Below are 17892 nucleotides of genomic sequence, written 5' to 3'. Positions count from 1 at the left end.
CAAGCCACCACACAACACGACAAAACCGAGGGAATGACATGCGAATTCCGACCATCTGGACCAAGGGCCTGCTGACGGCCTGCCTGCTCGGCATGGCCGCAGCGGCGTGGGCTGCCTCGTCGTTCACGTTCACCGTCGACGGCAGGATCGACAGGCACAACCAGCCGGGCAAGACGGCCTACGTCTTCTCCGAACAGGCGCTGATGGCGCTGCCCCAGCACACGATCGTCACGTCGACGAGCTGGACACCGAAGGCGACCTTCACCGGCCCGCGCCTGTCCGACATCCTGAAGACCGTCGGCGCGCACGGCACGCAGATCGAGTTCCGCTGCATCGACGAGTACACGTTCACGATTCCCGTGTCCGACGCCGATCGCTACGGCGTGATCCTCGCGCGGACGATGAACGGCAAGGTGCTCGACAACGACAACTACGGCCCGCTGTGGATCATGTACCCGCGCGACCAGTATCCCGACGAACTGAAGACGCCGCTCGGCGAAGCCAAGTTCGCATGGCAGATCATCGGCCTGACGGTGAAATGAAACGCGGGCGATGGAAAAATAGAAAAATCATCCTGGTCCTCGGCTCGCTGTGGATCATGGGGTTCGCCGCGTGGGCGTTCCTGCTGTGGGACCTCCTCGCCACCTCGGTCAACGAAGGCGTACTCGAGGGGCCGCGCGAAGGCGTGTTCTGGACCGCTGCGCAATACCGGAACGTCTATACGCGGTTCGACCGGCAACTGATCCTCTACGCGACGCACGAGGACGACGACTTCAATCACGTCCAGATGCAGCTCGACAGCCTGTCGGTGTCGTTCGGCTTTCTGCAGCGGCCGTCGGAAGTGTCCCAATACTGGCTGCGCATCCCGCGCGCGCGCAACGAGATCGACGCGCTCGGCGAATTCATGACGCGCCTGAAGCGCGACGTGCCGCCGTTGCGCGATTCGCCGCAGCGCGCACGGCAGGTGATCGACGACGTGAACGCGTACTGGCCGAAGGTCAACGGCCTCGCGAACTACTTCCGCGCGATCGAGATGGCGCAGCGCGACTTCACGTTCCATCAGCTGAAGGAAAAACAGCGCGCGATCCTGATCCTCGGCATCGTGCTCGGCGTCATCCTGTGCGCGCTGTTCCTGCTGCTGTTCTATACGATGCGCACGCGTGACGACCTGCTCGAACGGCAGGACGCAGCGCTCGACGCGGAACGCAAGGCGTCCGATCGTGCATTCGAGATGATCGAGGCGAAGAACGCGTTCCTCGGGATGGTCAGCCATGAGTTGCGCACGCCGCTGCAGGCGATCTGCGGATCGGTCGAGATCCTGCTCGCGCGCCCGCAGTCGGACGCGAACCTGAAGACGATCCGGCGGCTGCAGAATTCCGCGCTGTCCCTCGAGGCGCTCGTCAAGGACCTGACCGACTACATCAAGCTGCGCTCGACGAAACGTCTCGCCGAGCTGGATACCGTCGCCATCGCGCCGCTGCTGGCCGAAGTGCTCGACCCGCTGCGCGAGAAGATCGCGGCCAGGCGGATCGTGGTCACGCAGCAAGTCGAGCCGCACGACCTCGCGATCCGCTCCGATCGCAAGCTGCTGCGCCAGGTGCTGTCGAACCTGATCGAGAACTCGGTCAAGTACACGCTCGGCGGATCGATCAAGGTGTCGATCACGCTCGCCGACGCGCCGGCCGGCCGGCAATTGAAGATCGCCGTGCGCGACACGGGCGCCGGCATCGCGAAACAGCACCTGTCGAAGATCTTCGAGCCGTTCTATCGCGCGAACGACGCGGTCGGGCTGCATGTCGACGGAATCGGCATGGGGCTCGCCGTCGTGCGCGAAATCGTGACGACGCTGCGCGGGCATGTGGACGTGCGCAGCACGGTGGGCGAAGGCAGCGAGTTCGTCGTGACGCTGCCGGCCGAAGTGCCCGGCATCGACACCGCCGGCAACGCGGCCGGCGACGCGCCCGCGCTGCCGCACGCGGCCGCATACCGCGGCCGGCGCGCGCTGGTGGTCGACGACGACGACAACGCACGCGAAACGCTCGGCGCGATGCTGTCGGCGCTCGGCATCGACGTCGATCTGTGCAGCACCGGACAGGAAGGCATCGCGCGCTTCGGTGCGAGCCGCTACGACATCGTCGTGCTCGATCTCGAACTGCCGGACCTGAGCGGTTTCGACGTCGCACGGCGCATTCGCGCGGTGGCGCAACCCGACGACGACGGCCGGCATCCGGCGATCCTCGGCGTCAGCGCGTATGAATCGGCTGCGCTCGGCGAAAACAAGCGGGTATTCGACGCATTCCTGCCGAAGCCCGTCCACCTGCGCGAACTCGGCGCGCTCGTCGAGAAACTGCTCGCGTAAGCCCGCGATGCCGTCCGCACAGGCACCGCATTGCGAGCCGCGCGCGGCGTCACCCGTCGAGACTCATTCGCCGATCAGGTGCAGCACGATGTCGCGACGGTGCGCGGCGCGGCGATGCTCGAACAGGTAGATGCCCTGCCACGTGCCGAGCACCATGCGTCCGTGCTCGACCGGGATCGACAGCTGTACCTGCGTGAGCGCCGTGCGCAGATGCGCGGGCATGTCGTCTGCGCCTTCGGTGTCGTGCTCGTAGCGCGTGGCGTCCTCCGGTGCGAGCGTCGCGAAGTAGCGTTCGAGATCGCGCTGCACCGACGGATCCGCATTCTCCTGGATCAGCAGCGACGCCGACGTATGGCGGCAGAACACGGTGAGCAGGCCGGTGCGGATCGCCTGCTGGTCGACGAACGCACGCACCTGCGGCGTGAATTCGACGAGGCCGCTGCCGCGCGTGTCGACGCCGATGTGCGTGAGGGCCTGTTGCATCTCGGCGACCTCAGGCCAGCGCGGCGAAGCCGTCGGCTTCGATCTGCTTCGCGTCGGCCGGGCGCACGACGCGCGCGACCTCGACACCGTCGCGCAGGAACACCAGCGTCGGCCACAGCTTCACGCCGAACGAACGGCCGAGCGGGCGGCCCGGGCCATCCTCGATCTTCAGGTGCCGCACCGCAGGATGCGCGGAGAACGACGCGACGATCGCGGGCTGCGCGCCCGCGCAGATCCCGCACCAGTTCGCGCCGAATTCGATGACGGTTGCGCCGCCCAGTGCGTCGACTTCCGCGCGCGTCGGTGCATTGGCGGTATAGCGTTGCTCGGTATCCATCGGGCCCTCGTGTGCGTTGGCGGAACGTGGCCGCGCCCGCATGCGTGGTGCGGCGGGCGCGGCCTGCGATTTCCTACTCTAGCGGAAAAGCGCGCGCGATGCCGGCCGGCCCGTTGCGGCGCCCATGCCGCCTGCGCCCCTCCGGAATGACACGACAAGATTCGGAGCGCCGCGCCGCCGCGACAGGATCAGCATGCGGACTGATCCGTCACCGAGGGCACCCGCCATGAATGCACCGCATTGCGTCACCGAACCGAACATCCTCTATTTCGGCACGCCCGTCGTGCTGGTCAGCACGCTGAACGAAAACGGCACGCCCAATCTCGCGCCGATCTCGTCCGCGTTCTGGCTCGGCTGGCGCGGCGTGATCGGCATCGCCGCCAGCTCGCAGACCACCCGCAACCTGATGCGCACCGGCGAATGCGTGCTGAACCTGCCGTCGTCGGCGCAGGCGGACGCGGTCGACCGGATCGCGCGCACGACGGGCACGCACCCGGTGCCCGACGGCAAGCGCGCGAAAGGCTACGTCTTCGAACCCGACAAGTTCGGCACGGCCGGGCTCACCGCAACCGCGTCGCAAACCGTCGCGCCGCCGCGTGCGCTCGAATGCCCGGTGCACATGGAAGCGGTCGTCGCGGCCACGCACGGGATCGGCGACGAGGCGCCGGACCTGCGCGGCCATATCCGCGTGTTCGAGTTGCGCATCCAGCGCGTGCACGTGCATCCCGACCTGCTGATGGACGGCTACGCCGACCGCATCGATCCGGACAAGTGGTCGCCGCTGATCATGAGCTTCCAGAAGTTCTACGGGCTGGAGCCGCGGCAGGTGCATGCGTCGCGGCTCGCGGAGATTCCGGAGCGCGCGTATCGCAGCCCCGACATCGAACGTTCGCGTGAAGCGGGCATGTTGACCGGCGCCGGACGGTAACGAAGCGCCCGGCGCATTCGCAGTGAACCGGGCGCTTCGTCATGCCTCCACCGACGGTAGCGAGGCGGCTGCGCCGACCCCGCACCGCCTCGTTCCGCCTCGCACTGCCGCCCCTGTGCATCGCGGTGCCGATCGCGCGGATCGACACCGCGAGCCTATTCCGCCTCGCGGCCCGCCATGCGTTCCATCCACTGCTCGAACGCGGACACCGCGGCATCGTCGGCACGATCGGCGTTCGTCACCAGCATGTAGTCGTCGGCACGCCATACAGGCGACGCGATCGGACACACGAGGCGCCCCTCGGCGAGATCGCGCCCGATCAGCGGCAGCGATGCCAGGGCCACGCCGAGCCCCTCGATGGCCGCGCCGAGCTGAAGATTCACATGATCGAATTCGACATGACGCGCGGCGCGCAGATCGGAAGCCCCCGCTTCCTGCAACCAGTGCGACCAGGCGGAGCGCGTCGTGGCCGAATGCAGCAGGGTGTGATGGCGCAGGTCGGCCACGCCCTGTATCGGATGCCGGCGCAGCAATGCGGGATTGCAGGCCGGCACGCGCAGGTCGGGCATCAACGGGCGCGATACGACGCCCGCGCCCTGCTCGGGACCGGAACGCACACCGATATCGAAAGCGTCGGCGACATAGCGCAACTTGCGCGATGTCGTCGACACCCTCACGTCGATGTCGGGGTACCTCGAATGGAAGTCGGCGAGCCGCGGCAGCAGCCAGCACAGCGCAAAGCTCATCGGCACATTCACCCGCACGACGCCCGATATCCGGTGCTTGAACGTGTCGTGGCGCAGCCGCCCCACCGCGGTACCGAGGCGCTCGAACACGTGGCTGACGTCGTTCAGCAACGCGGCCCCTTCGTCGGTCAGCACGACACCGCGCGGACGACGGTCGAACAACGGCAGCCCGAACCAGTCCTCCAGCAGCCGGATCTGCTTGCCTACGGCCCAGTGGGTGACATGCAGTTCCACCGCCGCCCCCGCGAAGCTGCCGTGCCGCGCGACCGCATCGAAAGCGCGCAGCGCATTGAGCGGGGGCAACTCGCCCCGATGCTTCGCCGTGTCCTGGTTGTCGTTCATGACGTGACTTTTTCTCTCTGTTGACGCGATTTTAGTTCAATTGAAATGGCCGCTGCCTCCCCCATAAAATTGACGCATCGAGCGTGAAAACGATGCCACGAGCGGCTTCCACCGACCGCTCGCACGGAGCAAATGACGATGCGCCTGCCGGTTTTTTCCCCTCCCGTGACGCAGGAGACTGCAACGCCCCGACGGCGCGTGCTGTGGCTGTCCTGCATTGCGCACGCAATGCACGATGGTTATACGGACATGATCTACGCGCTACTACCCGTGTGGCAGTCGGAATTCGGGCTCGACTTTGCGGCCCTGGCGATCCTGCGCGGCATCTATGCCGGCACGATGGCGACGCTGCAGTTGTCTGCGGGGCGCCTCGCGCAACACCTGGGCAGCGGCACGACCCTCGCATTCGGCACACTGCTCGCCGCGCTCGGTTATGCGCTCGCGGGCCTGTCGGGTGGCCTGCTCGGTCTGGGCGTGGCGCTGGCGATTTCGGGCGGCGGATCCAGCACGCAGCATCCGATCGCATCGGGCGCCGTCTCCCGCCTCTATGGACGCGACGCGAGAGGCCCGCTGAGCATCTACAACTTTGCCGGCGATCTGGGGAAATCCGCACTGCCGGCCGCCATTTCGCTGCTCGTGACCCTGATGCCGTGGCGTCACGCGCTATGGATCGTCGCCGGATTGGGCTGCGTCGTGGCCGCCGTCATCGCGCTCTGGTTTCCCGCCGTGCCGCGTGGCGCAAGCAAGACGGCGGCCAAAGAACAGGCGTCCGCTCAATGCAGCGGCACCGGAGGAAGCGGCTTCCCCACGCTGTTTTCGATCGGCGTGCTCGATACGGCGGTACGCATGGGACTGCTGACATTCCTGCCTTTCCTGCTCAAGGCAAAGGGTGTCTCGCCGCAACTGCTGGGAACGGCGCTTGCGCTCGTGTTCATAGGCGGTGCGGCCGGCAAATTCCTGTGTGGCTGGTTGGGCGCGCGCCTGGGTATGGTCAGGACGGTGCTGCTCACGGAGGGCGGTACAGCCGCGTGCATCGTCGCGGTGATGTATCTCCCGTTGGCACTCGCCATGGTGCTGCTGCCGATTCTGGGTATGATGCTCAACGGCACTTCGTCGGTGCTGTACGGAACCGTTCCGGAGATGTCCGCACCCGAGCGCACCGAGCGCGCATTCGCGATCTTCTACACGGGGACGATCGCATCCGGCGCGATATCGCCTGTTCTCTACGGTTTCCTGGGCGACAGGATCGGTGTGCATGGCGCCACGTATGCAACCGCGCTGACCGCCCTCGCGATTTTTCCGCTCGCCCTCGCACTGCGCCCGCATCTGGCGGATGACTGAACAGGATGAACACCATGACGAACGCTGGCTACCCGACCGTCGCCCTCGTCGGTCCGGGCGCAATCGGAACGACCGTCGCCGCGGCCCTTCATGAAGCCGGCCGCACGCCGGTGATCTGCGGCCGCTCGGCGCACGAACAGTTGAAGCTGCGCTTCGACGGCGGCGAGATCGTCGTGCCCGGGCCCGTACTGACCGATCCGCACGCGGTCGAGGAAAGGTTCGATCTCGTGTTCGTTGCGGTCAAGTCGACGCAGATCGCGAGTGCGGCACCCTGGGTCTCCGCGCTATGCGATGCGAATACCGTCGTCTGCGTGCTGCAAAACGGCGTCGAGCAGAAAGCCGCGTTCGCGCCGTATGCGGCCGGCGCCACGGTCGTGCCGTCGGTCGTCTGGTTTCCGGCGCAGCGCGAATCGGGTGCATCGGTGTGGCTGCGGGGCAAGCCTCGGCTCACGCTGCCCGATACGCCGGCGAGCAACGTGGTGGTCGCCGCTTTGCACGGCACGCGCTGCGCGCCGGAGGTGGCGGAGGATTTCATCTCGCTCGCGTGGCGCAAGCTCTTGCAGAACGCAGTGGCGGGACTCATGGTGCTGACCGGCCGCCGCGCCGGCATGTACACGCGAAGCGACATCACCGAACTGTCGCTCGCCTACCTGCGGGAATGTCTCGAGGTCGCGCGGGCGGAGGGCGCGAAGCTGGGCGATGACGTGCCGCAGGAAATCGTCGATGGATTGCATGGCTTTCCGCCCGATTTAGGGACGTCCATCCTTGCCGACCGACAAGGCAACCATCCGCTCGAATGGGACTGCCGGAACGGCGTCGTGCAGCGCTACGGACGAACGCACGGCATTCCGACGCCGATCAGCGATCTGGTCGTTCCGCTTCTCGCAGCCGCCAGCGATGGCCCGGGCTAGCCGCAAGCAAACCCAAGGGATCGGATCGACGCGAGACTCACCGCCTCGTCGGTCATGAAATTCGGCCGCCGTGCGCGTCCGCGATCGGATGATCAGACTCCGTGCAAATCGCCCGGTTGCGTCGGAAAGTGCATCGCGGCGAATCAGATAACATACAGGCCGCCACCTTTCCACGATCAGACCGACGGAGTGTTATCAGTGATTCAACCGACCCCTGTATTCAAGGACAACCTCGCGCAACTGCCGGCCATCGACGGTATCGCGCGCATCGATCTCGCCGGCGCGAACGGCGACGTGGTCGCGACCATCGAGAACCAGCCGGGCAAGCAAGGCTCGCTCGCGGTGTACAACTATCTGCAGCAGGCATTCGGCACGCTCGACGCGAAAGCGGCCGAGCACGGCCTCGCCGTATTCGCCGAACATACGGCCGACGCACGCAACCGCCCGGGCGCGCACCCGAACGTCGATCGTCTGCTGGCGATCGTCGACGGCGGTGAAGCGCTGCGCATCGACGTCGTCGCGAAGGGCTGAGTCGTTGGCGGCACACGTGCGGAACACCACAATCGTCGCATCCGTATCCGCTTCCCTGGAGATCGCCCGCGTGTCTCGCTTGAGTGCTCTGGCTTCGGGCCGTCGTTTCGCGACGGCCACCGCGATCACGGCCGTTGTCTGGGCCGCGCTCGGCGGCACGGCATCGGCCGCCCCGCTGCGGACAGCATCCGATATCGCCGGCGCGTCGCTCGTGCCGCTCGGCGTGCTGCCGCATTCGCCGGAGGACGGTTCGCTCGATCCGTTTTGCGAGCGATATCGCGCGAAGACAACCACCGCGGCCGGCCGCGAAGTCGCGAAGCGCGACTGGATCGTGACGTCCGAGGCGCCGCTCGGGCGCTACACGGTCGTCACGTTCTCGAGCGGCTTCCGCGCCGGCACGAGCGCGATCTGCTTCGCGCGTAACGGCAACATCGGCGTATTCGACGGCACGACGCTCGTCGCGCTCGGCTATACCGCGCGCAAGGCCGGCTGGCAGCTCGGCTCGGTCGATCGGCTGGAAAACGGCGCGCTGCTGATCTGGGGCGGCGACGGCCCGGCACCGCCCGTCGGCGAACTGCATGAAGAGAACGGCGGCCTGCGCTTGACCGGTGTCGCCGCCGAAAGCACACACTGCGGCGGCCGCGCGGTCGTGCCGAACGTGTACGGCGAGCCGCTCGATGCGGCACGCAGGATCCTGATCGCGCACGGCTGGCAACCGCTGCGCCCGCGCGAGAAGCCGGAAGCAACGGACGGTGCGGCAACGCTCGCGAAGCACGGCATCTTCGAAGCCGAAGCGTGTTCGGGTACCGGAATGGGGTATTGCGCGCTGCGCTACCGGAATGCAGCCGGCGTGCTCGGCGTGACGACGGCCGGCGGCGAGCCGGACAAGCCTTCGGCGAATACCGTGATCGACTACCAGGTCGCGTGCCGCAAGCCGGGGGCGCGCTGATCGCGCGAGCATGATCCATGTGTCATGCGATCCGCGCCGTCCGGCCATCGTCCGTTCGCTCGATTGACCGCGCTCACGTGCCCTCCTAAACTGACCTCCCTTTTACGCCGCACCGACAAAAGGGACTGCCATGATCGACCTCTCCACGCTCGCGCTGTTCTCCGGCGCATGTCTCGCCCTGACGGCCACGCCCGGCCCCGACATGCTGCTGATCGCGTCCCGCAGCGTGAGCCAGGGCCGGCGTGCAGGCTTCGCGACGCTCGCGGGCATTCAGGCCGGCACCTACTGCCACGCGCTCGCGGCCGCGCTGGGCTTGTCGCAGCTTTTTGTCGCGGTGCCGCTCGCGTATGACGCCGTGCGCTTCGCAGGCGCCGCGTATTTGCTGTATCTCGCGTGGAAAACCTTCCGTTCGGATGCGACCGCGCTGTCGCCCGTCGCGTCGCCACACCGCCACTCGACCGCGACGATCTTCCGTCAGGGCCTGACGACGAACCTGCTGAATCCGAAGATGGCGTTGTTCGTGCTCGCGCTGTTTCCGCAGTTCGTGCGCCCCGAGCACGGTTCGATCGCCGGGCAGATTCTCGTGCTCGCGACGGTGCTGAACCTGATCGGACTCGTCGTGAACGGCGCGGTCATTCTTTCCGCGAGCCGGCTGAGCCAGCGGATCGGCGCGCGCCGCCGGCCGTCGAAGCTGCCTCAGTATCTGCTTGGATCGGTGTTCGTCGGATTGGCGGCGCGGCTTGCGGTGGCGGGGCGGCAGTAGTCGTAGCCGCCGCCCGATTCAGGTGCCGCCCGAACGGCCAGGTTCAGGCCCGTTCTCGACACACCCGCGCGTATCCGCCACCACCCGCAACGCGTCGCTCTCGAGCAAGCTCGCCGGCGTCACCGTGCGGCGGCGCCACGGGATTCGCCCGAAATACCAGATTTTCCAGAAACCGAGCGGATGATCGGGATTCCGGCGCAGCAGCATGTCGAAGGTCTCGACGTCGCCGAGCACGATCCGCGTCGCATCGCGCACGACTTCGCGCACGAACCGCGAGCAGAACTGCCGGCGCGACGCGAGATTGAAACCCGTGTCGTAGACCACGCCGGTCCGGCGCATCGCCGCGTCGACAAGCCGCCGCCGCTGCTCTGCATCGAGCGGCTGCTTCAGCCGCGCGATCACGCATGCGCCGCGATCGGAGCGTGCGAGAAATCGCGACATCGTCGTCACGCGCGATAGCGGAAACGTGCTCTCCGCGATCAGCGTTTCACCGCCGCGCGCGCCGACGACGATGCCGACGTGATTCGTCCATGAGCGCGTTGCGCTCGCTACCTCGAGGAACGGCCGCACGGTCACACGAATGAACACGATGTCGCCGATCTCCGGTGCGACCGGCAACGACACATGATGCGTTTCGGGAGAACCGACGCAGAAGAGGCGCCGCCGGCCCGCGCCGGGCGAGCGGATCATGAGCGGCTGGCGGCCGGTGTCGACGACCATACGGACCTCGCGCAAGTGGTGATGGCGCGAGCATGTCAGCAGCGGCCGGACTCCGCATCCGCTTCGTGTGCGAGGCCAGGTATTCGCGCCGCCCGGTGGCGGATTTCGATACCGGGGTGAGGCGGCGCGCGGGCGCCGCCGCCTTCAGCGCGTCGCGCCCAGCGCCACGCGCAGCCGTTCCATCAACTGCGTGTAGTGGCGCAGCACGTCGTCCTTCGGCACGACATTCGCCGTCGCGAAACGGTCGGACCACACCGGTTTCCACTCATACGAACCGTGCAGGCTGCGGTCGCCGTCGGGCGCCTGGATCAGCGAGCGGATCCGCGCATCGCGGCCCGGGCCCGTATGCATGTCGAACAGCGCATGGATATACGTGTGATACGCGTCGTACACGTCGTCGTCGAACAGGTAACGATAGATGTGGAACGTGCGGTCGAGCTCGCGCTTCGCGCGGATCACGTCGTCCGGCGAGATGTCCTTCCAGTAGCCGATCCACGTGTAGAAGCACAGCAGCGCATTGAGCTGCGGCGCGACCGCGTCGTACAACGCGAGCCGCTTCTCGATCAATCGCTGGTTGGTCCATTGCACCAGTTCAAGGCGCTTCAGCCGGCGCGCGACGAGCCAGCCGAGACACGCGACCGACAACGGCGTCAGCACGCCGAGCACGAGCTTGACGATTTCCAGCGAATTCCACGGATTGTTGAATGGCTGCATGAATGGCCCGACAAGAAGGAACGTACCTGCGCCGGCGCATGACCCGGCGCGCCGCGCCGCTTGCCCATTTGCGTCGACATTGACCGTTAGTTGCTTGCGCATCGAACGTCGCGCGACAACACGGGCGACATGCCCGAAGCGGCGCGATGCGTCAGTCTATCGGGCGATTGTCACCGAGCCGTGACCGTTCGTCGACCCGTCGTCGCAAGTCCGCGCGCCCGCGTCGCGTTACGTCGGCAGCGCCGACGTGAGCTTGACCTTCTGCATCGGAATGTCTGTCTTCACGCTCAGCACGCCCGGGATGCGCGTGAGGGTTTCCATCTGGAAGCGCCGGTAGTCGTCGATATCGGCCGCGACGACGCGCAGCAGGAAATCGCAGTCGCCGGCCATCAGGTGGCATTCGACGACTTCCGGCATCTGCTGGACCGCCTCGGCGAAACGGTTCACCGATTCCGCGTCCTGCCCCTTCAGCCACACGCGCGTGAAGATCGTCAGGCCCTTGCCGACTTTCGCGGGATTCAGCACGGCCACGTATTTCTCGATCACGCCGGCCTCCTCGAGGAGCCGCACGCGCCGCAGGCACGGCGATGGCGACAACCCGACCTCGTGCGCGAGCTCCACGTTCTGCATGCGGCCGTCGCGCTGGAGCGCGCTCAGGATCCGGCGGTCGATGGCGTCAAGTTTCATTTGGCATCCGATTCCAAGAAATTCCCAAATCCTTCGTTCGATGCCAAATTCTCCGAAAATCATGGCCACAACGCAACCCGATTCGAGTCAAAAAAGCAGACAATCCCTCCCCCGAAGGAGGAGTAATGAGCAGTAGCGTTTCAACGTCGTCAGGGCTTCGCGACAAGCCCGCCTATGTCGCCGAGATGGGCCGCGGATTGCGCGCGGCGCTGCCCGTCATGCTGGGTTTCGTGCCGTTCGCGCTCGTGCTGGGCGCGCAGGCCGCGCAGAAAGGGCTGAGCCTGTTCGAAGTGCCGATGATGACCGGCATGAACTTCGGCGGCGGCTCCGAATTCGCGGCGATCCACCTGTGGACGTCGCCGCCGCACATCGCGCTGATCGTCGCGATGTCGTTCCTCGTGAATTCGCGCCACATCCTGATGGGCGCCGCATTCGCGCCGTATATCCGCCGCCTGCCCCGCCGCCGCGCGTTCTTCGCCCTGTTCTTCATGTGCGACGAAAGCTGGGCGATGTCGCTCGCCGACGCCCGGGCGCGCTCGGCCACCCACATCAGCGTGCCCTACTACGCCGGTATCTGCGTGGGGCTCTACCTGACATGGATCTCGATGACCACGCTCGGCGCGGCGGTCGGCCCGACGATCGGCGACGTCGAGCAGTACGGCTTCGACATGGCGTTCACGGCCGTCTTCCTGGTGCTGCTGCGCGGGATGTGGAAAGGGATGCGCGCGAGCCGCCCGTGGTTCGTGAGCCTCGTCGTCGCGGCGGCCACGCACCTGGCCGTGCCCGGCGCGTGGTACGTCGCTGCCGGCGCCTGCGCGGGGCTGATCGCCGCGCTGCTGTGGGAGCCGCGCGATGCCTGATTTCCCGGATCTCAACACGGTCGTGACGATCGTGCTGATGGCGTCGACGACTTACCTGTCGCGCATCCTCGGCTACGTGCTGCTGCGCAACCGCACGCTGAGCCCGCGCATGGCGTCGGTGATGGAGAACGTGCCCGGCTGCGTGCTGATCTCGGTGATCGCGCCGGCCTTCGTGTCGACGCGCCCGGCCGACCTGCTCGCGCTGGCCGTTACGCTGATGGCGGCGACGCGCCTGTCGATCCTGCCGACCGTCATCGTCGGCGTCGTGTCGGCCGGCGTGTTGCGGCACCTGCTCGGATAACGCGGGTAACGCCGATCCGACCCGCCGCATGGGCGGTCTGCCGAACCCGAGAACGGGCGCGCGATGCGCCCGTTTTCGCATGCGCGCACGGTGCAAGGCACTGCGCGGCGCGACAGGCGTCGCGACGGGATGCTAGCCTTGCGGGTGTACCCGCGATGCCTTCTCCCCTCATTCCTTACCTGCGAGGATCGTCCCGATGCAAGAAACCCGCCCGCTGTTCGATCGTGTCCTGCTCACCAACGACGACGGATTCGACGCCCCCGGCCTTGAAGTGCTCGAACAGGTCGCCACGCAACTGGCGCGCGAAGTGTGGATCGTCGCGCCGGCGGAAGACCAGAGCGGCACGTCGCATTCGCTGAGCCTGCACGAACCGCTGCGCGTGCATCGCAAGGGCGAACGCCGTTTCGCGGTGCGCGGCACGCCCGGTGACTGCGTCGCGATCGCGATCAGCCACCTGATGAAGGATGCGCGGCCCGACGTCGTGTTGTCCGGCGTGAATCGCGGCGCGAACCTCGGCACCGAAACGGTGTTCTCCGGCACGGTCGGCGCCGCGATGACGAGCATGCTGGTCGGCGTGCCGGCCATCGCGCTGAGCCAGGCCTTCACCGATCGCAATGCGGTGCCGTGGGGCACCTCGCTGGCGCTCGCGCCGGACGTCATTCGCCGGCTCGTCGCCGCCGGCTGGGACCGCGATGCGTGCCTCAACGTGAATTTCCCGGCGCGGCCGGCCGAGGACGTGCGCGGCCTGAAGGTGACGAACCAGGGGGCCGGTACGCTGCAGGGCGTCGAGATCGTGTCGGGCCGCGATCCGCGCGAGATCGACTATCACTGGCTGAAACTCGCTCGCGCGCCGCGTGAGGACGATCCGGATTCGGAAACGGTCGCACTCGGCGAAGGGTATGTCGCCGTCACGCCGCTGAAGTTCGAGCGCACGCACGACCATGCGCTCACGCAACTGCGGTCGCGCCTCGGCTGATCCGCGTACGGAGGCAAAAAAGCGGTCGCGGCAATCGCGTGCATGATTCTTGCGCGCGGCTGTCCGGCCGCGACATTGCGTCACCGCATCGCCAAAACACCGCGACGCTGTATCCCCACATCACTTGCATCACTGCACTACCGCACTACCGCACTACCGCATCACCGCATCACCGCATCACCGCATCACCACTTCACCGCATCACGTCAGGTTCATTCCCCCATCGAGCATCACGATCTCGCCCGTCACGTAATCAGACGCGACGAGCATCGCGACCGTCTGCGCGATGTCATCCGGCGCCGCCGCCCGGCGCATCGGCGCGCGCTCGCGCCAGAGCTGCTGCGCGTCCGTCCAGTCGGCCGTGAGCGGCGTATCGACGAGCCCCGGTGCGACCGCGTTGACGCGAATCGCCGGCGCGAGCGTGCGCGCGAGCAGCCGCGTCGTGTGATTGAGCGCGGCCTTCGCGGCCGCATAGGGAATCGACGCGCCCTTCGGCCGCACGCCCGCATGCGAACTGACGTTCACGACGCACCCGGCCCGCCCGTGCGACGCCGCCTCACGCAGCGCGGCCTCCGCTTCGGCGACGAGCCGGAATGGCGCGATCACGTTGATCTCGTGCATCTCACGCCACACGTCGGGCGTCGCCGCGGCAAGGTCGTCATGCGGAATCACGCGGCTGACGCCCGCATTGTTGACGAGGACGTCGAGCCGCCCGTGCACGGCCAGGGCGTCGCGGATCAGCCGCACGCGTTCGGCATCGTCGGCGAGATCGGCCTGCACGTAGGCCGCGCCGAGCTCGCGCGCCATTGCTCGCCCCACGTCCGCCGAACTGCGCGAATGCAGGATCACCGCATAACCGTCCGCCGCCAGGCGGCGCGCGATCGCCGCGCCGATGCCCGACGTCGATCCGGTGACGAGCGCGACCGGCCGATGCAGCCGCGACGCGCGCGGCTCGGCGACGGTTTCGGTTTCAGGTTCCGTTTCGGGAATCGGGGCAGAAATCGGCGGAAGCGGCGCGTCCATGTCGGGGACCCCTGTCAGTGGCGTTCCCGCATCATAAGCGCGATCGGCGCACACCCGGCCGCCGGCACCCACATCCCGGCGACGATCAGCCCCTTGCGGCCACAGCGGTCGCTCAGCGGCCCGGTGACGATCCGGCAACTTGCCCTATACGGCCGGACAGACGGCCTCAAGGAGGCGATCCGCTCGAAACCGGCACCACCGGACGAAGCCATTCGGCCCGCATCGAGGCGGGCCGCTCGCTGTTGCCTGCTGCTACTTCCCTGCCAACGCCAGTGAAGGCGCGAGCGCGCTGTTCGGATCCTGGCCGTTCCACTGGCTGACCCAACCATCGTTCGGCGTCGCCCCCATCACGAAATCGAGCGTGCCGCCGGCCTTCATCTCGTCGTAGGTGATGTACGGCCGATGCAGCGGCACGCCGTTCAGGCTCACCGACTGCACATAGCGATTGACCGACGACGGCGCGCCGCCGCCGGCCGTGTGCGCGGTCACGGTGAAGCGCCGCGACTTGCCGAACTTCAGCGCACCGCCGTCTCCGCCGCCCGATGCGACCGGGATGTCGATCGTCGCTTCCTCGAACAGCGGCGTGCCAAGGTAGAACACGCCGCCCACCGGATTCAGCGAGTAGATGCCGAGCGCGGACAGCACGTACCACGCGGACAGTTGCCCGCAGTCGTCGTTGCCGGGAATGGCCGAATCGCGCACGCGGCGCGGGTCGGCCAGCGCGGCCTTCAGGCTGTCGCCGCTGAGCAGCGCGCGATCGCCGGCCGTCAACGTCAGCGAATACATGTCGTCCATCACCGTGCGCACGCGGTCCTGCGTCTTCGACGGCATGCCCGCGACGTCGTACAGGTACGGCAGATGGTTCGCCGGCTCGTTCCCGGCGAAAAACTGGCCGCTGCGGCCGGTCAGGTCCGGAAAGCCCTGGTTGTCGAGGAAGGTCAGCGGGTTGGCCGGATCGAACGTGCGATCGAGCTGCGCGATGAACTGGCTTTTCCCGCCGAGCAACGCAACGAGCCCCGGGAAGTCGTGGAAGATGTTCCACGTATCGATCCACGCATTCGATTCGGAGAAGTCCGTCTTCTCCGCCGCCGTCGGGTCGAAGCCCGCCACCCAGTTGCCCTGCGCATCCTTCGGCTGCGAGAACTTCCAGCCGTTGTTCAGCGTCGGGTTGAACACGTTCCGGTAATTCTGGCTGCGCTGCAGGTAGGGCCGGTAGTCGGCCGTGCTCTTGCCCGCCGCCTTGCCGACCGCGGCCGTCGCCCAGTCGTCGAACGCATAGTCCTGCGTCGTCGACACCGATGCGTTGTCGCCCGCGACCACGTAGCCGCGCTGGCGATACTGGTCGAAGCCGTGCGCGCTCGCGCCCTGCGTGGTGGCCAACGCGGTCCAGATGTCGTCGATGCCCGCGTTCGTCAGGTGCTTCAGGTACGCATCGGCGATCAGCGGGATCGACGGGTGGCCGGCCATCGTGAAGGTTTCCGTTTGCGCGAGCGGCCACACCGGCAGCTCGCCCTTGCCGTTCTGCCTGAACTGCGTGAGCAGCGACTTGACCCAGCCGTCGACGCGCTCGGGCTGCACGAGCGTCATCAACGGCGACTCGGCACGGAAGGTGTCCCACAGCGAGAACGTCGACGAATAATCGAAGCCCGGATTCGCATGCTTGCTCGTCGTCGGCGGCGACGTCGTGCCGTCGTTGGTCGAATCGGTGCCGACGTAGCTGCCTTCCGCGTTGTTGTAGACCGTCGGCGCGAGCATCGTGCGATACAGCGACGTATAGAACATCGTCCGCTGGTCGGCGCTGCCGCCCTTGACGTGGATCCGGTCGAGCGCGTCGGCCCACACGCGTTCGGCGGCGCCGCGCACCTGGTCGAACGACTTTGCTCCGACTTCCGCGGCGAGATTGGCCTGTGCATCCGCGATGCTCGACGGCGAGATGCCGACCTTCACCGTAACCGCGCCGCTGTCGTTGCCGTCGGCGAACGTCAGGTAGGCCTTGAAGCCGTCGGCGCTGAACGCGACGTGTTTCGTATCGAACGGCTTCGAGAAACGCGCGACGAAATACGTCGGCTTGTTGTTCGCCCAGTTGTTCGTGATCTCCCAGCCGGCGATCGTCTGCGCATCGATGACCTGGATCTTGCCGCTCGCGGTCGAGCCGCCGATCGGGTTGTCGATGCTGACGATCATGCTGCGCTTCTGTGCTGCCGCGCTCGGGAAATACGTGTAGCGATGCACGCCCGCATGCGCGGTGGCCGTCATCTCCGCGAGAATCTTCGCGCCCTTCACGTTCCACGGCGTGTTGCCGCTGCCGACCGGCGCCATCTTCACGCGGTAGTAACCGGGGCTCGCGGTTTCGTCGTCGTGGCTGAACGACGCGTTGTAGGTGATCGACGCATCGGCGGCCACCTTGGCCAGCGTCGCGGTGTCGACCGGCGCCAGCGTCGGCAGGAACCGCACGTCGCCGCCCGAACCGATGCCGGTACCCGACAGGTGCGTGTGCGTGAAGCCGGTGATGAGCGGATCGTCGTACTGATAGCCGGACGTGCGATCCCAGTTCCACGGCAGCGTGTGCGCGCCGCCGGTCGTGTCCGGCCCGAGCTGCACCATCCCGAACGGCACGGTCGCGCCCGGGTACACGTGGCCGTGGCCGCGCACGCCGCTGCCCCAGTCCGCGTTGATGTCGAGGTTCGCGGTGCCGATCATCGGATCGACGCTGCGCAGCACCGATCGCTTGCCCGCGCCGCCGCTCTCGCCCGGGTCGTTCTGATCGCCCTGGTCGTTCTGGTTGCCCTGGTCATTCTGGTTGCCCTGCGCGTTCGACATCTGCGCGAGCACGCTCGCATCCGTCGAAGCCTGATCGCCCCCGCACCCCGCCAACACGGCAAGGCACCCGATACCCACCACATGACGTAGCTTCATCCGTT

The 17892-nt window shown here is 67.1% G+C and carries 19 protein-coding genes; 11 read left to right on the top strand and 8 right to left on the bottom strand.

The features are described from left to right. The first annotated feature begins 38 nt into the window (after positions 1 to 38). Entirely contained in the window at positions 39 to 542 is a 504-nt protein-coding gene (locus VK92_RS00420) for a molybdopterin-dependent oxidoreductase (RefSeq protein WP_048021454.1), read from the top strand. Then, complete coding sequence (gene atsR / locus VK92_RS00415) at positions 539 to 2359, top strand: hybrid sensor histidine kinase/response regulator AtsR (protein ID WP_048021452.1); 1821 nt, start codon at positions 539 to 541, stop codon at positions 2357 to 2359. The genes VK92_RS00420 and atsR overlap by 4 nt, the downstream gene beginning before the upstream one ends. Before the next feature lie 63 nt (positions 2360 to 2422). Here atsR and VK92_RS00410 read toward each other — a convergent pair whose 3' ends face one another. Continuing rightward, on the bottom strand, positions 2423 to 2842 hold the full coding sequence (locus VK92_RS00410) for a secondary thiamine-phosphate synthase enzyme YjbQ (RefSeq protein WP_048021450.1): 420 nt from the start codon (positions 2840 to 2842) through the stop codon (positions 2423 to 2425). 10 nt (positions 2843 to 2852) lie between these two features. Further along, positions 2853 to 3179 (bottom strand): thioredoxin family protein, encoded by a 327-nt coding sequence (locus VK92_RS00405; protein WP_021160574.1) that lies wholly within the window; start codon positions 3177 to 3179, stop codon positions 2853 to 2855. Between the two features lie 226 nt (positions 3180 to 3405). Between VK92_RS00405 and VK92_RS00400 the strand changes: the two genes are divergently transcribed. Continuing rightward, the gene (locus VK92_RS00400) at positions 3406 to 4107 is read left to right on the top strand and encodes a flavin reductase family protein (RefSeq protein ID WP_021160575.1); all 702 of its coding nucleotides are present in this window, start codon (positions 3406 to 3408) and stop codon (positions 4105 to 4107) included. Between the two features lie 155 nt (positions 4108 to 4262). Here VK92_RS00400 and gcvA read toward each other — a convergent pair whose 3' ends face one another. Continuing rightward, complete coding sequence (gene gcvA / locus VK92_RS00395; RefSeq protein WP_021160576.1) at positions 4263 to 5195, bottom strand: transcriptional regulator GcvA; 933 nt, start codon at positions 5193 to 5195, stop codon at positions 4263 to 4265. A 138-nt stretch (positions 5196 to 5333) separates the two neighbouring features. Here gcvA and VK92_RS00390 point away from each other — a divergent pair, with 138 nt between their 5' ends. From VK92_RS00390 to VK92_RS00370, 5 genes are all read left to right on the top strand, one after another. After that, positions 5334 to 6536, top strand: a complete 1203-nt coding sequence (locus VK92_RS00390) for an MFS transporter (protein ID WP_048021567.1) — start codon at positions 5334 to 5336, stop codon at positions 6534 to 6536. A gap of 14 nt (positions 6537 to 6550) precedes the next feature. After that, positions 6551 to 7447 (top strand): oxidoreductase, encoded by an 897-nt coding sequence (locus VK92_RS00385; RefSeq protein ID WP_048021565.1) that lies wholly within the window; start codon positions 6551 to 6553, stop codon positions 7445 to 7447. Positions 7448 to 7645: 198 nt separating this feature from the next. After that, positions 7646 to 7978 carry a DUF2322 family protein gene (locus VK92_RS00380; protein WP_048021448.1) on the top strand — a complete coding sequence of 111 codons (333 nt, stop codon included), beginning with the start codon at positions 7646 to 7648 and terminating at the stop codon, positions 7976 to 7978. A gap of 88 nt (positions 7979 to 8066) precedes the next feature. Then, entirely contained in the window at positions 8067 to 8927 is an 861-nt protein-coding gene (locus tag VK92_RS00375; RefSeq protein ID WP_419761806.1) for a hypothetical protein, read from the top strand. A gap of 130 nt (positions 8928 to 9057) precedes the next feature. Continuing rightward, positions 9058 to 9690, top strand: coding sequence for a LysE family translocator (locus VK92_RS00370; protein WP_048021444.1), 633 nt, complete (start codon positions 9058 to 9060; stop codon positions 9688 to 9690). An 18-nt stretch (positions 9691 to 9708) separates the two neighbouring features. Here VK92_RS00370 and VK92_RS00365 read toward each other — a convergent pair whose 3' ends face one another. The 3 genes from VK92_RS00365 to VK92_RS00355 form a co-directional block, all read right to left on the bottom strand. Further along, positions 9709 to 10410 (bottom strand): YebB family permuted papain-like enzyme, encoded by a 702-nt coding sequence (locus VK92_RS00365; protein WP_048021442.1) that lies wholly within the window; start codon positions 10408 to 10410, stop codon positions 9709 to 9711. Between the two features lie 144 nt (positions 10411 to 10554). Beyond that, positions 10555 to 11124, bottom strand: coding sequence for a hypothetical protein (locus VK92_RS00360; RefSeq protein ID WP_048021440.1), 570 nt, complete (start codon positions 11122 to 11124; stop codon positions 10555 to 10557). Between the two features lie 228 nt (positions 11125 to 11352). Continuing rightward, entirely contained in the window at positions 11353 to 11811 is a 459-nt protein-coding gene (locus VK92_RS00355; protein WP_012365188.1) for an Lrp/AsnC family transcriptional regulator, read from the bottom strand. 125 nt (positions 11812 to 11936) lie between these two features. On the opposite strand from VK92_RS00355, the gene VK92_RS00350 reads away from it, so the two are divergent. The 3 genes from VK92_RS00350 to surE all read left to right on the top strand — a co-directional run bounded on the left by VK92_RS00350 (position 11937) and on the right by surE (position 13948). Further along, a complete protein-coding gene (locus tag VK92_RS00350; protein ID WP_048021436.1) occupies positions 11937 to 12671 on the top strand; it encodes an AzlC family ABC transporter permease in 735 nt (244 codons plus the stop codon). Next, positions 12664 to 12972, top strand: coding sequence for an AzlD family protein (locus tag VK92_RS00345; protein ID WP_048021434.1), 309 nt, complete (start codon positions 12664 to 12666; stop codon positions 12970 to 12972). The genes VK92_RS00350 and VK92_RS00345 overlap by 8 nt, the downstream gene beginning before the upstream one ends. A gap of 196 nt (positions 12973 to 13168) precedes the next feature. After that, complete coding sequence (gene surE, locus VK92_RS00340) at positions 13169 to 13948, top strand: 5'/3'-nucleotidase SurE (protein WP_048021432.1); 780 nt, start codon at positions 13169 to 13171, stop codon at positions 13946 to 13948. Between the two features lie 201 nt (positions 13949 to 14149). Here the strand turns inward: surE and VK92_RS00335 are convergent, their stop codons facing one another. Further along, positions 14150 to 14971: an SDR family NAD(P)-dependent oxidoreductase gene (locus VK92_RS00335; RefSeq protein WP_021160587.1), complete on the bottom strand. Its 822-nt coding sequence runs from the start codon at positions 14969 to 14971 to the stop codon at positions 14150 to 14152. Between the two features lie 252 nt (positions 14972 to 15223). Then, positions 15224 to 17887, bottom strand: coding sequence for a GH92 family glycosyl hydrolase (locus tag VK92_RS00330; protein ID WP_048021430.1), 2664 nt, complete (start codon positions 17885 to 17887; stop codon positions 15224 to 15226). Positions 17888 to 17892 lie beyond the last annotated feature (5 nt).

Source organism: Burkholderia sp. LK4 (assembly GCF_001043615.1).
Classification (GTDB): Bacteria; Pseudomonadota; Gammaproteobacteria; order Burkholderiales; family Burkholderiaceae; genus Burkholderia; species Burkholderia cepacia.
The sequence above is the reverse complement of the archived record's forward strand: the minus strand, read 5'-3'. Positions and strand labels throughout refer to the sequence as shown.

Coding starts and splice junctions, on each gene's coding strand:
- VK92_RS00350 (WP_048021436.1), top strand. CDS start 11,937: ATGAGCAGTAGCGTTTCAACGTCGTCAGGGCTTCGCGACAAGCCCGCC.
- atsR (WP_048021452.1), top strand. CDS start 539: ATGAAACGCGGGCGATGGAAAAATAGAAAAATCATCCTGGTCCTCGGC.
- VK92_RS00360 (WP_048021440.1), bottom strand. CDS start 11,124: ATGCAGCCATTCAACAATCCGTGGAATTCGCTGGAAATCGTCAAGCTC.
- VK92_RS00405 (WP_021160574.1), bottom strand. CDS start 3,179: ATGGATACCGAGCAACGCTATACCGCCAATGCACCGACGCGCGCGGAA.
- surE (WP_048021432.1), top strand. CDS start 13,169: ATGCAAGAAACCCGCCCGCTGTTCGATCGTGTCCTGCTCACCAACGAC.
- VK92_RS00400 (WP_021160575.1), top strand. CDS start 3,406: ATGAATGCACCGCATTGCGTCACCGAACCGAACATCCTCTATTTCGGC.
- VK92_RS00335 (WP_021160587.1), bottom strand. CDS start 14,971: ATGGACGCGCCGCTTCCGCCGATTTCTGCCCCGATTCCCGAAACGGAA.
- VK92_RS00410 (WP_048021450.1), bottom strand. CDS start 2,842: ATGCAACAGGCCCTCACGCACATCGGCGTCGACACGCGCGGCAGCGGC.
- VK92_RS00365 (WP_048021442.1), bottom strand. CDS start 10,410: ATGGTCGTCGACACCGGCCGCCAGCCGCTCATGATCCGCTCGCCCGGC.
- VK92_RS00385 (WP_048021565.1), top strand. CDS start 6,551: ATGACGAACGCTGGCTACCCGACCGTCGCCCTCGTCGGTCCGGGCGCA.
- VK92_RS00345 (WP_048021434.1), top strand. CDS start 12,664: ATGCCTGATTTCCCGGATCTCAACACGGTCGTGACGATCGTGCTGATG.
- VK92_RS00420 (WP_048021454.1), top strand. CDS start 39: ATGCGAATTCCGACCATCTGGACCAAGGGCCTGCTGACGGCCTGCCTG.
- gcvA (WP_021160576.1), bottom strand. CDS start 5,195: ATGAACGACAACCAGGACACGGCGAAGCATCGGGGCGAGTTGCCCCCG.
- VK92_RS00370 (WP_048021444.1), top strand. CDS start 9,058: ATGATCGACCTCTCCACGCTCGCGCTGTTCTCCGGCGCATGTCTCGCC.
- VK92_RS00390 (WP_048021567.1), top strand. CDS start 5,334: ATGCGCCTGCCGGTTTTTTCCCCTCCCGTGACGCAGGAGACTGCAACG.
- VK92_RS00355 (WP_012365188.1), bottom strand. CDS start 11,811: ATGAAACTTGACGCCATCGACCGCCGGATCCTGAGCGCGCTCCAGCGC.
- VK92_RS00330 (WP_048021430.1), bottom strand. CDS start 17,887: ATGAAGCTACGTCATGTGGTGGGTATCGGGTGCCTTGCCGTGTTGGCG.